Genomic DNA, 13,182 nt, shown 5'->3' with positions numbered 1-13,182 from the left:
GTGGCCCGGTCCTCCAGGTCGGTCAGGTCGGAGAGCCGTTCGACGCCGATGACCAGGACGTACTCCGCGGAACCCTCGACGACCATGCCCTTGGCCCCGGACACCCCGGACCGCGAAATCCCGGACAGCGAACCCGCGCGCGACTATATTCGTTAGGGCAACTAGTTAGCCCCCCTAACTAGACATACGGAAGGCACAGGTGCATGAGCGAGTCGCAGCTCTGGGACGCCGTCGACGACTACTTCACCGCCCGCCTCGCACCCGACGACGAGGCCCTGGAGGCCGTCGTCCGTGACAGCGAGGCCGCCGGGCTCCCCCAGATCGCCGTGACGGCGCCGCAGGGGAAGTTCCTCCAGCTGCTCGCCCAGATCCAGGGCGCCCGCACCGTCCTGGAGATCGGCACACTCGGCGGCTACAGCACCATCTGGCTGGCCCGGGCGCTGCCCGCCGACGGCCGGCTGATCTCACTGGAGTACAGCGCCCGGAACGCCGAGGTCGCCACCCGCAACATCGCCCGCGCCGGGCTCGACCAGGTCGTCGAGGTGCGGGTGGGTCCGGCCCTGGAGTCCCTGCCGAGGCTGGCCGACGAGAACCCGGCCCCCTTCGACCTGGTCTTCATCGACGCCGACAAGGCCAACAACCCGCACTACGTGGAGTGGGCCCTGCGGCTCACCCGGGCCGGCAGTCTGATCGTCGTCGACAACGTCGTACGGGGCGGCCGGGTGGCCGAGGCCGGCGACAGCTCGCCGGACGTCGTGGGCACCCGCGCCGCCATCGAACTCATCGGCAGCCACCCGAGGCTGAGCGGCACCGCGCTCCAGACGGTGGGCGGCAAGGGCTACGACGGTTTCGCGCTGGCCCGGGTGCTGGCCTGAGCGCTCCGCAGCCGCCACGGCCCCGGGGCCGGACCCCGTCACCGGGCCCCGGCCCCGGTCAGGGCGGCCCGGGCGTCACACCTCGTGGTAGAAGCCGACGTTGACGCTGCGCGGGGCGGTGCGGTCGCGGACGATCACCTCGCCGCTGCCACCGCCGGGCAGCGTCACCGTCCCGCCGTAGGGGAGGGGTTGGGCGTGCGCGCCGATCGCCACGATGACCTCGGAGGACGGGTCGGGCTGCGAACCACGCAGCCAGGACAGCTGCCAGGTGCCCTCGGGGCCGCACAGGAACTCCAGGTGCACCCGGGAGATGAACAGCCAGTCGTCGGGCGTCGCCAGGCGGCACACGGACTTGTCCCGGCCCACCCGCAGCACCGCGCCCGGCTCGCTGGGCGCCTCGGCCATGAGCATCCCGGCCGTGGCACCCTCCTCCGCACCGCTGACGGTGGCCATGGTGAGTTCGAGCACGTGCGCTCCTCCTGAGACGTCCTGGTACGAGGGCTGGGAACGCCCCTGCGCGGCGGCCTGGTTGGCGCACCGACGCCGCATGATAAATCGCCCGGGCCTGTCGCGTCCGGCACAATGGACCCATGACCGAGCGAAAGCCACCCGGCATCCCGTTCGAGTCCTGGGTCGACCGGCAGATCCGGGAGGCTGAGGCGCGCGGCGAGTTCGACCGCCTGCCCGGCGCGGGCAAGCCGCTTCCCGGCGGCGCCGACACCTCGTACGACGAACTCTGGTGGATCCGGCGCAAGATGGCACGCGAGGGCCTGTCGGTCCTGCCACCGACGCTCGCGCTGCGCAAGGAGGCCGAGGACGCTCTCGCGGCGGCCGCGGTGGCGCCCTCCGAGCGGATCGTGCGGAAGATCGTCGAGGACGTCAACGTCAAGATCCGTGACGTCATGTTCAGGCCGCCGCCCGGCCCCCCGCTGGGTCTGAAGCCGTACGACGTCGAGGACGTCGTACGCCAGTGGCGGGAGCGCCGGGCGGCGGCCGGATAGAGCCGTGGGGCGGTCTCAGAGGTGCAGGAGCCGCTCCGCGAGTTCACGGTAGTCCCGGAGCGCCAGCCGGAGCTGCTCGGTGTCGGCGCTCGTGACCGACTTGCCGTCCGCGCCGTCCGCGCCGTCCGCGGACTGCCAGGACTTGCGCAGCGTACGGCGGTGCTCGGTCACGGCGGCGGTGAAGCGCGAGGTGACCTCCTCCAGGACGCGGTCGGCCTCCTCGACGGAGGCGCGGGGACTGTCCACGAACCCGGTCACCGCGTGCTGGAGCCGCAGGGAGAGCTTGTCGCTCTCGTCGTCGTGCGGGAACAGCTGCTCGCCGTGGCCCCCGATACCGGACTTCGTCAGGCCGTCGGAAGCGGACGTACCGGCCGCGCCGGCCCCGCTCCCGATGCCCGCGGAGTTCCGCGAGTCCGTGGTGCCGGTGCCGGTGATGCCGGTGGTGCCGGTGGTGCCGGTGGTGCCGGTGGTGCCGGTGCCGTTGCCGGACACGCTGTCGGTCGTCCGGGTGCCGTCCGTGGTCCGGGTGCCGTCCGTGTCCGTCGAGCCGTGGGCCGACTCGGTGCCGCGGCTGCTCAGCGGGACCGGGGTGTTGCCGCCGTCCGGGCCGCCGCCGCGCCCCACGGAGGTGTCACGGCCGGCGGTGCCGGCGCGGTCGGCTGCGGTGTCGCGTGCCGTCGCCGTGTCGTCGGAGGACGTGGGCTCGTACGCCGTACGTCCGCCCGCCGCGGTGTCGCCGGCGGGTGCGGTGAAGCCGCCGGGGACCGTGTCGCCGCGGGCCGCGGTCGTCCCCTCGCCCGTCGCCGGGTCACGGCCCGGAGGCGTCGCGGGGATGGAGGAGCGGCCCCTGGTCTTGCCGTCGCGCGGGGTGCCCTCGGCACCCGCTCCGGTCGTCGCGTCCGTCATGTCGCTCAACTCCCCTTCACATGGCGCTTGTTGAACGCCCACGTCTGGTTGTCGCGGCCTTCGGTACGGGCCGGCGTCGACTCGCCGGCGGCCGTGCGGGACTCGTCCCGGCGGTCGAGCCGACCGGCCGGGCCCACCAACTGCTCGAACAGGGCCCTGGCCTCGACCATGGCCTCACGCATCTCCTCGGTGCCCGCCCGGCCGCCGTCCTGCGTACCGCTCACGCGGGTGGCGGCGACGCGGTGCACGCGCCGGTAGCCGTGCACGTGGTGCGCGTGGTGCACCGACAGCGCGGCGAGCTGCTCCTCGTACTGCGAGCCCTGCGGGAAACCGCGGGCCTCGGCGAGTTCGGCCAGCAGTCGGTCCGCCTCGGCCACCGCCTCCGACGGCGAGTCGACGAAGCGCTCCTGGGCCGCCGTCCAGCGGGCCTCGAACTGTTCGCGCTGCGCCGGCTCCAGCTCCCGCGGCTGCAGGGAGCCGTGCCGCTCCACGCGTTCGGCGAGCTCGCGCTCGGCGGCGTCGGAGTCCCCGTCGTGCCGGGCCACGGCACGGTCGTACTCGGGCCCGAAGCGTCGCTTCAGGCTTCCGCCCGCGTGCCCGCCTCGGGCTCGCAGGGTCAGGACGGCCGCCACGATGACGACGACCGCCACGATCACGATCAGAGCAATGATCACGCCTGTGGACATGGATGCCTTCCGGGTTCTCGACCCAACCGGCCGTCCGTACGGGCCGGTTCTCTGACCGTCTTGCCGCGAAGTCGCTCCCCAAACGGTGGCCGTCCGCCCCGCGGCCTCCCCCGTCCCTCCCCCGTCCCTCCCCCGTCCGCAACCCCGCTCCACCCCGTCGCCCCTCACCCGCGGGACTCCCGGAGGTCGCCGATATCCGGTTGCGCGCCCCGCACACCGCCTCCGGAGAATGACGGGTATGACGTGGACCCTCGCTCCGGAACCCTTCGACTCCCCGGTCGCCGCCGCGCTGTGGCGGGCGTACTACACGGAGGTCAGCGACCGCTGGTACCTGCTGCACGAGGGGCACCGGACCGGGTCCGCCGAACTGGAACGGGAGATCGCCGCCCACACCGGCTCGGAACTCAGCCCGCCGAAGGGACAGTTGGTGGTCGCGCGGTACGACGGTGAGCCGGCCGGCAGCGCGGGCGTACGGCTGCTGGACGCCGCGACGGCGGAGCTCACCCGGGTGTTCCTGTACGAGGGGCGACGCGGCAGGGGCGGCGCCCGCCTCCTCGTGGGCGCCGCCGAGGACGCGGCCCGCGCGCTCGGCGCCACCCGGCTGATCCTCGACACCCGCAGCGACCTCGTCGAGGCCCGCGCCCTCTACAGCCGGCTCGGCTACACGGAGACCGAGCCGCACAACGACGACCCGTACGCCGGCCACTGGTTCACCAAGGACCTCCGCTGACCCACCGGCCCCCGCAGGCCCGGTAGGACCCCGCGGGGCGCTCAGCCGACGTGCGTCGCCGGTCCGCTGTGCGGCTGCTCCCGGTCCGAGCCGCACAGTTCCTCGTTCAGCTCGTGCACCAGCTGGATCAGGTCGGTCGGCCGGTCCGGTCCCCACCAGTCGCCGAGGAGCTCGGCCAGGGAGTCCTCGCGGACCTGCGCCAGGCGTTCCGCGACCTCGGCGCCCCGGTCGGTCAGCGTCAGGTCGAGGCCCGCGCGCTCGGCCAGGCCCTCCGCCTCGACCTGCCGGGCCGCCTCGATGAGGACGCCCACCGGGACGGAACTGCGGTCGGACAGGACGGCCGGTTCGACCCAGCCGTACTTCTTGGTCCGCAGCAACAGCCAGCTCGCCGCGGGCTGGAGGTCGTAGCCGGCCCGTTCGGTGATCTTCTCGTAGATCTCGCGGCGGCCCTCGCGGGTGCCGAGGACCGACAGCGCGCGGCACACCTCGTCGTAGGAGGAACGTTCGACCGGGTTGCTGGCGAGGGTCTCGGTGACGTCGGGGGCCGTGACCGAGCCGCGCAGCTTGTCCTCCTTGAGGAACCAGGCCAGCACGAAGCCGAGGAAGGCGACGGGAGCGGCGTACAGGAAGACGTCGGTGATGGACGAGGCGTAGGCGTGCAGGGCCGCCGGGCGCAGCGCGGGCGACAGGGCGGCGATGCCCCGCGGGTCGGACTCCAGCGCGTCCGCGGTGACCCCGGGCGGGAGCGGGGCGCCGCGCAGCGCGTCGGCGAGCTTGTCGCCCAGGCGGCTCGCGAAGATCGTGCCGAAGATGGCGACGCCGAAGGAGGCCCCGATGGATCGGAAGAAGGTCGCGCCGGAGGTGGCGACGCCGAGATCCTCGTAGGAGACCGCGTTCTGCACGATGAGGACGAGGACCTGCATGACCAGGCCGAGGCCCAGCCCGAAGACGAAGAAGCACACGCTCATCGCCGCGGTGGAGCTGTGCTCGTCGAGCCGGTGCAGCAGGAGCAGGCCGATGGTGGTGACGCCGGTGCCCGCGACCGGGAACACCTTCCAGCGGCCGGTGCGGCTGACGATCTGGCCGGAGACGGTGGACGCCAGCAGCAGGCCGAACACCATCGGCAGCATGTGGACGCCGGACAGTGTCGGTGAGACGCCCCGCACGACCTGGAGGAAGGTCGGCAGGTAGGTCATCGCGCCGAACATGGCGAAGCCGATGATGAAGCTGATCACGGCGGACAGCGTGAAGGTGCGGATGCGGAACAGCTTGAGCGGCAGGACCGGTTCGGCCGCCCTTCGCTCCACGAGCACGAACACGACGGCCAGTACGACCCCCAGCACCGCGAGGCCGACGATCTGCGGCGAACCCCAGCCCCAGGTGGTCCCGCCGAGGGAGGCCACCAGGACCAGGCAGGTCGCCACGGACGCGATGAGGAGCGTGCCGAGGTAGTCGATGACGTGCCGGGTGACCTTGTGCGGGATGTGCAGGGCGGTCGCGATGACGGCGAGCGCGACGGCGCCGACGGGCAGGTTGACGTAGAACACCCAGCGCCAGCTGAGATGTTCGGTGAACACGCCGCCGAGGAGCGGCCCGAGGACGCTGGTCGCGCCGAAGACCGCGCCGAACAGCCCCTGGTAGCGGCCGCGTTCCCGGGGCGGGACGAGGTCGCCGACGATCGCCATCGACAGCACGATCAGCCCGCCGCCGCCCAGGCCCTGGAGCGCGCGGAAGGCGATGAGCTGCGGCATGTTCTGCGCCATGCCGCACAGCGCGGACCCGATGAGGAAGATCACGATGGCGGTCTGGAACAGCTTCTTGCGGCCGTACTGGTCGCCGAGTTTGCCCCACAGCGGGGTCGCGGCGGTCGAGGCCAGCAGGTACGCCGTGACGACCCAGGAGAGGTGGTCGAGGCCGCCGAGGTCGCTGACGATCGTGGGCAGGGCGGTCGACACGATGGTCTGGTCGAGGGCGGCCAGCAGCATGCCGAGCAGCAGCGCGCCGATCGAGACCATGACGTTGCCGGGGACGTGCGGGTCCCGTGCGTCTCGTGCGTGCCCGGTCGCGACGGGCGCGTCCCCTGCCATGCCGGCCTCCGTGGTTCGCGGTTCCTGATCCCGTGGCTTCCATCGTGGTGGGAGTGGCGCGTTATGGCCTGTCGAGTCCGGCTGGAAGCGGGCATTCCGGGGGCTCGCGGCGGGGGGTGTGGAGGAGATCCGGATAATCTCTGGAGTTCGCGAGGGGATGCGAACACATGGACGAGGGGAGGGCCGGACGCGTGGACGAGCCGAAGGGGCACCTGTGCCCGGAGTGCGGTGCGCCGCGGGGGGCCGACAACACCCCGTCCTGCGGCTGCGGTCGGCGGGCGTCCGACGCCCTGCTCCACGCCCGTACGGCGGAGGCGGCAGCGGCGGAGGACTTCGACCCGCTGCGGATACGGCCGTACGTGGAACTGGAGCACCTGGAGCACACGGAGGGGACGCCGGGGACGGACGGGACGGCGGACGCGGTCCCGCGGGCGGGATCGGAACCGGGACCCGGCCAGGGGCCGGACCAGGGGGCGCGGTCGGGGCCGCGGTCGGGCTCGGCGCGGGGAGATGACGGTGGCCGGCCGCCGGCCGGTCCGACCGGGACCGGCGCGGGCCGGGGTGCCGCGAGAGCCGTGCCCGGCGGGGCGTCCGCGACGGGTGCGGGGGGCGGCCCCGGAGCCGCGCCGGGGACCGTGTCCGGTGGGGCACCCGGAGGCGCGCCGGGAGGTGTGGCCGAAAACGGCGGGTCCGTCGCCGAGGAGACCATGGCACTGCGGGCCGTGACGCCCGGGGCGGCCGGCACGCCGGTGCCGCCGTCACCCCCGCACGGTGCCGGCGGCGAAGGGGACGCCGTGACGATGCCGATCCCGGCCGTCGGCGCCCCCGGCGGCGGACGCGGGAACGGCGACGCGAGCGGGAACGGCGGCCGAACCGGTCGCGAGGGTCACGGTGGTCGCGGTGGCGGGGACGCTGACGCGACCACCGCGCTGCCGAATCCCCTGGCGCCCCCGGCGACCGCGCCCAGCGCCACCGACCTGAGCCTGTTCGAGGCGGACGGCGGCCATGGCGCGCCGGGGCCCTTCGACGACCGTGAGCGGCCGCGCCGCCGCAACCGGACCGTGCTGCTCGGCGCCGGCGGAGCGGTCGTCGCGATCGTGGCGGCGGCCGGGTTCGCGAGCGGGCTGTTCTCCTACGAGACACCCTCCCGGGACGGCGCGCCGTCCCGGGAGGTACGCGCCGGCGTGCCGGACCCGTCACGGAGTTCGGTGTCGGCCTCCCCGTCCGCGTCGGCGAGCGCCGCCGCCCCGACGTCCGCGTCCGCGTCCCCGTCGGCGGCCGTCAGCGCGTCGCCCTCCTCCGCGTCACCGTCGCCGTCGAGCGCCTCGCCCTCGCCGTCCGCGTCGGCCTCGCCGTCCCTGAGCACACCGGCCGCCGCCCCCACCGCCTCGGCCGCGCCCTCCGGCGACGACCGCTCCGGCGCCACGGTGCTGCGGCGGGGCGACAAGGGACCCGAGGTCGTCGAACTCGAGCTGCGGCTGCGCCAGTTGTTCCTGTACGACCGGGACGCGAGCGGCAGCTACAACGAGCACGTCGAGGACGCCGTACGCAACTACCAGTGGTCGCGCGGCATCCAGGCCCCCGAACTCGGTGTGTACGACCGGACGACGCGGGCGCGGCTGGAGTCGGAGACGACCGAGCCGTAGGGCCGGTGCCGGTGCCCGGAGCGGGCGCGGGCGCTATCCGATGTGCAGCCGGATCTCCCCGTCCCCCGTCGCCTCCACGCGCACCTGGGTGAGGTCGCGGACGAGGGCGTCGGGGGTGTGGAAGCCGGCCCGCGGACCCACGCCCACGACGCGCATGCCCGCCGCGCGGCCGGCGGTGATGCCGGCGGCCGAGTCCTCGAAGACGACGCAGTCGGCGGGCGCGACGCCCAGTTCCGCGGCGCCCTTGAGGAAGCCCTCCGGGTCGGGCTTGCTGGCGCCGACGGATTCCGCGGTGACGCGGACGTCGGGGAGGGCCAGGCCGGCGGCGGCCATGCGGGCCGTGGACAGGGCGACGTCGGCGGAGGTCACCAGGGCGTGCGGCAGGCCGCCGAGCGCGGCGAGGAACTCCGGCGCGCCGGGGATCGCGACGACGCCGTCCATGTCGGCGGTCTCCTCGGCCAGCATGCGCGCGTTGTCGGCGTGGTTGTGCTCCATGGGCCGGTTCGGCAGCAGCAGCGCCATCGAGGCGTACCCCTGGCGTCCGTGGACGACCTTCATGACCTCGCCGGTGTTCAGTCCGTGCCGCTCGGCCCAGCGGTGCCAGCAGCGCTCGACGACGGCGTCGGAGTTGACGAGCGTGCCGTCCATGTCGAGCAGCAGGGCGCGGGCGGTGAGCACGGTGGGCGCGGCGGTGGCCGTCATCGGCAACTCCAAGAACGTGGGGTCGGGGAGCGCTGGGGTGTGGCCCCCGGAGTGACAAGGTGACCCCGCCCGCCGGTCAGGGGAAACGAGCGGGAGCCACTTTGTTTCTCTACGGTACAAAATCGGCCCGCTTTCCGCCAGCGCCCCCGGCGACAGTTCATCCGCCGTTCAGCTCACCCGGCCGCGCGGCGGGGCTCAGCCGGTCGCGGCCTCGTACAAGCTCCACACCCCGAGGCCCATCATGAGCACGGCCGCGATCCGCGTGATGAGCCGCAGCGGCACCCGCTTCATCAGGGCCTTGCCGCCGACGATGCCGAGCCCGGCCACCGCCCACAGCGCGAGCACCGCGCCGAGTCCGACGGACAGCGGGTCGTCGTAGCGGGCCGCGAGGTTCGCCGTCATGATCTGGGTGAGGTCGCCGAACTCGGCGACCAGGATGAGCATGAAACCGGCGCCGGCGACCTTCCAGAAGGACTGGTTCTCCGGCTTGCGGATCTCCTCCTCGCCGTCGTCCTTCTTCAGCAGCAGCACCGCCGCGCCGGCCAGGAAGAGCAGACCCGTCAGCCCGTGCACGAGCCGCTGGGGCAGCAGCGTCAGGACGCTTCCGGCCGCGACGGCCAGCACGACGTGCAGGGTGAAGGCGGCGGCGACGCCGGCGAAGACGTACGAGGCGCGGTACCGGGTGCCGAGGACGAGACCGGCGAGCGCGGTCTTGTCGGGCAGTTCGGCGAGGAAGACGACGCCGAACACGAGCGCCGTCACGGTGATGCTGATCAAGGTCCCTCAATCGGTCGGGGCTGCCCCGCCGAGAGCGCTGAGCCTTTCCACAGGACACCTCGGCAGGGCAGCACACGGGTCCCGCGCCTGACGGCACGGACGTGCACTGCTTGCCGAAGGTCTCGCTGGCCTACCCCGTCGTGATCGAGGGTCTGCCTCCGGGCGCCGGCTCAGACGAGCTGAGCAGTATGTCGACGGTCCGGCGAAGAGCTACTCCCCTTCTGCGCCGTCCATGGTACGCGACCGTCCGGAAGGCCCCGGTACGGGAGTGCCCCGGAGCCCTTCGGGGCGGGAATCCCGCCCCGAAGGCTTGTTATGTCATGAACACGTCATTAGCTTCTTACCCGCCGCACACCTCACCGCAACACGGCGTCGCGAGCATTCCCTCGCTCGCACCGCAACGCCCCCACCCCCCAAGGGAGTTCGCATGCCGAAGTTCTACGCGCGTCGACGGCTGAGCATACTCGCGACGCTCACCGGTCTCCTAGCCTCCGTGGCGCTCTTCAACTCGCCCTCCGCCTCCGCCGCCCTCCCCACGCCGGTCAGCGCCGCCACCGCCCGCGGCTATCTCGCCTCCCTCACCGTGGCCACCGAGGTCCGCACCGGCTACAGCCGGGACCTGTTCCCGACCTGGATCACCATCAGCGGCACCTGCAACACCCGGGAGTACGTCCTCAAGCGCGACGGCTCGAACGTCGTCGTCAACTCCGCCTGCACCGCCACCAGCGGCAGCTGGTACTCCCCCTACGACGGCGCCACCTGGACCGCCGCCTCCGACCTGGACATCGACCACCTCGTGCCGCTCGCCGAGGCCTGGGACTCCGGCGCGCGCAACTGGACCACCGCCCAGCGCCAGGCGTTCGCCAACGACGTGACCCGCCCGCAGCTCCTGGCCGTCACGGACAACGTGAACCAGTCCAAGAGCGACCAGGACCCGGCCGAGTGGATGCCCTCGCTCACCTCGTACCGCTGCACCTACGTCCGCGCCTGGGTGCAGGTGAAGTACTACTACGGCCTGTCCGTCGACTCCGCCGAGAAGTCCGCGCTCACCAGCTACCTCTCCGCCTGCTGACGCCTGGAGCGAAACCCGGGCGGCCGGAAGCTCGCCACCGGCCTCCGTCGTTCCGTACCGTACGGGGCGACGGAGGAGGCGATCACGTGGCGGAACTGCGCCTGGGACCACTGCTGAGGTATGCCGACGGCTCGTCCGCGACCATCTGGGTCGAGGCGAGCCGTCCGTGCACCGCCGAGGTGCGCTGCGCGGACGGCAGCGGGGGCTCGGCACGCACCTTCCAGGTCGCGGGCCATCATTACGCGCTCGTCCCGGTGAGCGGCCTGACACCGGGCACGACACGGTCCTACGAGGTGTACCTCGACGACGGCCGGGTGTGGCCGCCGGCCGAGGCGCCCTTCTCGCGGTTCCCGCCCTCGGAGATCCACACCCCCGCCGAGGACGACGGCGTGCGGGTCGCCTTCGGCTCCTGCCGCTGGGCCGCGCCCGCCGCCGACGAGCACGACCCGGTCGGCCCCGACGCCCTGGACACGCTGGCGGCGCGGATCGCCGCCGACCCGGAGGGCAGGCGGCCCGACGTCCTGGTGCTGCTCGGCGACCAGGTGTACGCCGACGAGACCTCCCAGGACACCCAGCGCTGGCTGGCCGCCCGCCGCGACCTGAGCGAGCCACCGGGCACCGGGGTCGCCGACTACGAGGAGTACACCCGCCTCTACTACGAGTCCTGGCTCGACCCCGAGATCCGCTGGCTGCTGTCGACCGTGCCCAGCTGCATGGTCTTCGACGACCACGACGTCATCGACGACTGGAACACCTCGGCCGCCTGGCTCGCCGACATGCGCACCACCCCGTGGTGGCAGGAACGGCTCCTCAGCGGCCTGATGTCGTACTGGGTGCACCAGCACCTCGGCAACCTCTCCCCCACCGAACTCGCCGCCGACCCCCTCTACGCGGCCGTCCGCGAGACCCCCGACGGCACCTCTCTGGTACGGGAGTTCGCCGCCCGGGCCGACGCCGACGCCGCCTCGGTGCGCTGGAGCTACCGGCGCGACTTCGGCCGCGTACGCCTGCTGATGGTCGACAGCCGGGCGACCCGGGTCCTCAAGGAGGACGAGCGCGCGATGCTCGACCCCGGCGAGGAGAGCTGGCTGCGCGAGCAGGTCCTCGGGGACCCCGGCGCCTACGACCACCTCCTCATCGGCACCTCGCTGCCCTGGCTGCTGCCGCACCTGGTGCACGACGCCGAGAACTGGGACGCGGCCCTGTGCCGGGGTGAACGCGGCGCGCGCTGGGCGCGGTTCGGGGAGTACCTGCGGCGCCGGGCCGACCTGGAGCACTGGGCCGCGTTCCCGTCCTCCTTCGAGGCGCTCGCGGACCTGATCGCCGAGGCCGGTTCGGGACCGCGGGCACCGGCGACCATCTGCGTGCTGTCGGGAGACGTCCACCACGCGTACGTCACCGAGGCGCGGTGGCCGTCGCGGGCCGCGGGCGCGCCCGACGCGCGCGTGGTGCAGCTGACCTGTTCGCCCGTCCACAACTCCATCCCGACGACGATGCGTCTGGGGTTCCGGTTCGGCTGGAGCGCGGCGGCCCGGGCCCTGGGCAGGGGGCTCACCCGGCACGGCCGCTGCCCCCGGCCGTCGGTCACCTGGCGCAGGACGGGCGGCCCCTGGTTCGGCAACCAGCTCATGACCCTGACGCTGCGCGGGCGTTCGGCCCGGCTGCGGCTGGAACAGGCCCGCACGGTCGACGGCGGGCGGGCCCGGCTCGACGTGGTGCGGGAGTCCGAACTCGCCCCCTGACCCGACCACCTCGCGCGCGGACGCACCGCATCGAACGCGTGAGCCCCCCGTGACTCTCCTGTCACTCCCCCCGCGTACGCTGTATGGCTGTCACGGGGGAAACACGGGGAGTATCAGTGCTCGGGAGTCTGGACAGTGTGGGGTCGTTGACCGGCAGCCCATGGATCTACGCCATGGTCGCGCTGTCGGTCCTGCTCGACGTCTTCCTGCCGGTCCTGCCGAGCGGGGTGCTCGTCATCACCGCCGCCACGGCGGCGGCCGCGGGCTCCGGCGCGGCGACCGGTGAGGTCCCCCACCGGGTCCCCGACATCCTGGCGCTCGCCCTGTGCGCCGCCACCGCCTCCGTCCTGGGTGACCTGGTCGCCTTCCGGCTGGCCTGGCGCGGTGGCGAGCGCCTCGACCGGGCGATCGCCCGCTCCCGCCGGCTGACCACCGCGCAGGAACGTCTCGGCGGGGCCCTCACCGGTGGCGGCGGCGCGCTGGTCGTCCTCGCCCGGTTCGCCCCGGCCGGCCGCTCGGTCGTGTCCCTGGTCGCGGGCGCCGCCCACCGCCGCGTCCGCGACTTCCTGCCCTGGTCCGCCCTCGCGGGCATAGCCTGGACCGCCTACAGCGTCGCCCTCGGCTACCTCGGCGCCCACTGGCTCGGCGCGACCTGGCTGGCGACGGCCGTCTCCCTGCTGGCCCTCTTCGGAGCAGGCGCGGCAGCGGCCTACGTAATGCGCCGCCAACCCGCCTGCCCCTGAACCCCTTCCCGGGCCCGCGGGGAGCCGCACGCCAAACCCCCACCCGCCCGCACACGACACACGGGGCCAGCCACCCCTGAGGGGCGCGGGGAACTGCGCGTCAAGCCCTCACGAACCCGCACGCGACACACGGCGGCACCCCACCCCTCAGGGGCGCGGGGAACTGCGCGCCAAGCCCCCACCAACCCGCACGCGACACACGACGCCAACCACCC

General features: G+C 73.5%; 12 protein-coding genes and 2 pseudogenes. 7 read left to right on the top strand and 7 right to left on the bottom strand.

Annotated elements, in window-relative coordinates; genetic code table 11:
* Window positions 1-107: pseudogene (locus ABZT03_RS27180) on the bottom strand (3-oxoacyl-ACP synthase); the annotation flags it as partial.
* A 96-nt stretch (window positions 108-203) separates the two neighbouring features.
* Between ABZT03_RS27180 and ABZT03_RS27175 the strand changes: the two are divergent.
* Window positions 204-875 carry an O-methyltransferase gene (locus ABZT03_RS27175; RefSeq protein ID WP_356043761.1) on the top strand — a complete coding sequence of 224 codons (672 nt, stop codon included), beginning with the start codon at window positions 204-206 and terminating at the stop codon, window positions 873-875.
* Between the two features lie 75 nt (window positions 876-950).
* On the opposite strand, the gene ABZT03_RS27170 is transcribed toward ABZT03_RS27175, so the two are convergent.
* A complete protein-coding gene (locus tag ABZT03_RS27170) occupies window positions 951-1,343 on the bottom strand; it encodes a hypothetical protein (protein WP_356043758.1) in 393 nt (130 codons plus the stop codon).
* A gap of 122 nt (window positions 1,344-1,465) precedes the next feature.
* Here ABZT03_RS27170 and ABZT03_RS27165 point away from each other — a divergent pair, with 122 nt between their 5' ends.
* On the top strand, window positions 1,466-1,876 hold the full coding sequence (locus ABZT03_RS27165) for a DUF1992 domain-containing protein (RefSeq protein ID WP_356043755.1): 411 nt from the start codon (window positions 1,466-1,468) through the stop codon (window positions 1,874-1,876).
* 15 nt (window positions 1,877-1,891) lie between these two features.
* On the opposite strand, the pseudogene ABZT03_RS27160 reads toward ABZT03_RS27165, so the two are convergent.
* Both ABZT03_RS27160 and ABZT03_RS27155 read right to left on the bottom strand, forming a co-directional pair.
* Window positions 1,892-2,188, bottom strand: a pseudogene (locus ABZT03_RS27160) (hypothetical protein); the annotation flags it as partial.
* A gap of 599 nt (window positions 2,189-2,787) precedes the next feature.
* Window positions 2,788-3,468 (bottom strand): hypothetical protein, encoded by a 681-nt coding sequence (locus tag ABZT03_RS27155; RefSeq protein WP_356043754.1) that lies wholly within the window; start codon window positions 3,466-3,468, stop codon window positions 2,788-2,790.
* 238 nt (window positions 3,469-3,706) lie between these two features.
* Here ABZT03_RS27155 and ABZT03_RS27150 point away from each other — a divergent pair, with 238 nt between their 5' ends.
* Window positions 3,707-4,198, top strand: a complete 492-nt coding sequence (locus ABZT03_RS27150) for a GNAT family N-acetyltransferase (protein ID WP_356043752.1) — start codon at window positions 3,707-3,709, stop codon at window positions 4,196-4,198.
* Window positions 4,199-4,239: 41 nt separating this feature from the next.
* On the opposite strand, the gene ABZT03_RS27145 is transcribed toward ABZT03_RS27150, so the two are convergent.
* Window positions 4,240-6,285 (bottom strand): MDR family MFS transporter, encoded by a 2,046-nt coding sequence (locus ABZT03_RS27145; protein ID WP_356043750.1) that lies wholly within the window; start codon window positions 6,283-6,285, stop codon window positions 4,240-4,242.
* 191 nt (window positions 6,286-6,476) lie between these two features.
* Here ABZT03_RS27145 and ABZT03_RS27140 point away from each other — a divergent pair, with 191 nt between their 5' ends.
* Window positions 6,477-7,931, top strand: coding sequence for a peptidoglycan-binding domain-containing protein (locus ABZT03_RS27140; protein WP_356043749.1), 1,455 nt, complete (start codon window positions 6,477-6,479; stop codon window positions 7,929-7,931).
* Between the two features lie 33 nt (window positions 7,932-7,964).
* Here ABZT03_RS27140 and ABZT03_RS27135 read toward each other — a convergent pair whose 3' ends face one another.
* Both ABZT03_RS27135 and ABZT03_RS27130 read right to left on the bottom strand, forming a co-directional pair.
* A complete protein-coding gene (locus ABZT03_RS27135; protein WP_356043747.1) occupies window positions 7,965-8,633 on the bottom strand; it encodes an HAD family hydrolase in 669 nt (222 codons plus the stop codon).
* A gap of 195 nt (window positions 8,634-8,828) precedes the next feature.
* Window positions 8,829-9,410 carry a TMEM165/GDT1 family protein gene (locus ABZT03_RS27130; protein WP_356043745.1) on the bottom strand — a complete coding sequence of 194 codons (582 nt, stop codon included), beginning with the start codon at window positions 9,408-9,410 and terminating at the stop codon, window positions 8,829-8,831.
* Window positions 9,411-9,837: 427 nt separating this feature from the next.
* Between ABZT03_RS27130 and ABZT03_RS27125 the strand changes: the two genes are divergently transcribed.
* The 3 genes from ABZT03_RS27125 (at window position 9,838) to ABZT03_RS27115 (ending at window position 12,967) form a co-directional block, all read left to right on the top strand.
* Window positions 9,838-10,482: an HNH endonuclease family protein gene (locus ABZT03_RS27125; RefSeq protein WP_356043742.1), complete on the top strand. Its 645-nt coding sequence runs from the start codon at window positions 9,838-9,840 to the stop codon at window positions 10,480-10,482.
* An 86-nt stretch (window positions 10,483-10,568) separates the two neighbouring features.
* On the top strand, window positions 10,569-12,224 hold the full coding sequence (locus ABZT03_RS27120) for an alkaline phosphatase D family protein (RefSeq protein WP_356043741.1): 1,656 nt from the start codon (window positions 10,569-10,571) through the stop codon (window positions 12,222-12,224).
* An 83-nt stretch (window positions 12,225-12,307) separates the two neighbouring features.
* The gene (locus ABZT03_RS27115; RefSeq protein WP_356043738.1) at window positions 12,308-12,967 is read left to right on the top strand and encodes a VTT domain-containing protein; all 660 of its coding nucleotides are present in this window, start codon (window positions 12,308-12,310) and stop codon (window positions 12,965-12,967) included.
* Window positions 12,968-13,182 lie beyond the last annotated feature (215 nt).

The organism is Streptomyces sp. NPDC005574 (assembly GCF_040605435.1).
In the GTDB taxonomy this organism is placed as follows: Bacteria; Actinomycetota; Actinomycetes; order Streptomycetales; family Streptomycetaceae; genus Streptomyces.
The sequence above is the reverse complement of the archived record's forward strand: the minus strand, read 5'-3'. Positions and strand labels throughout refer to the sequence as shown.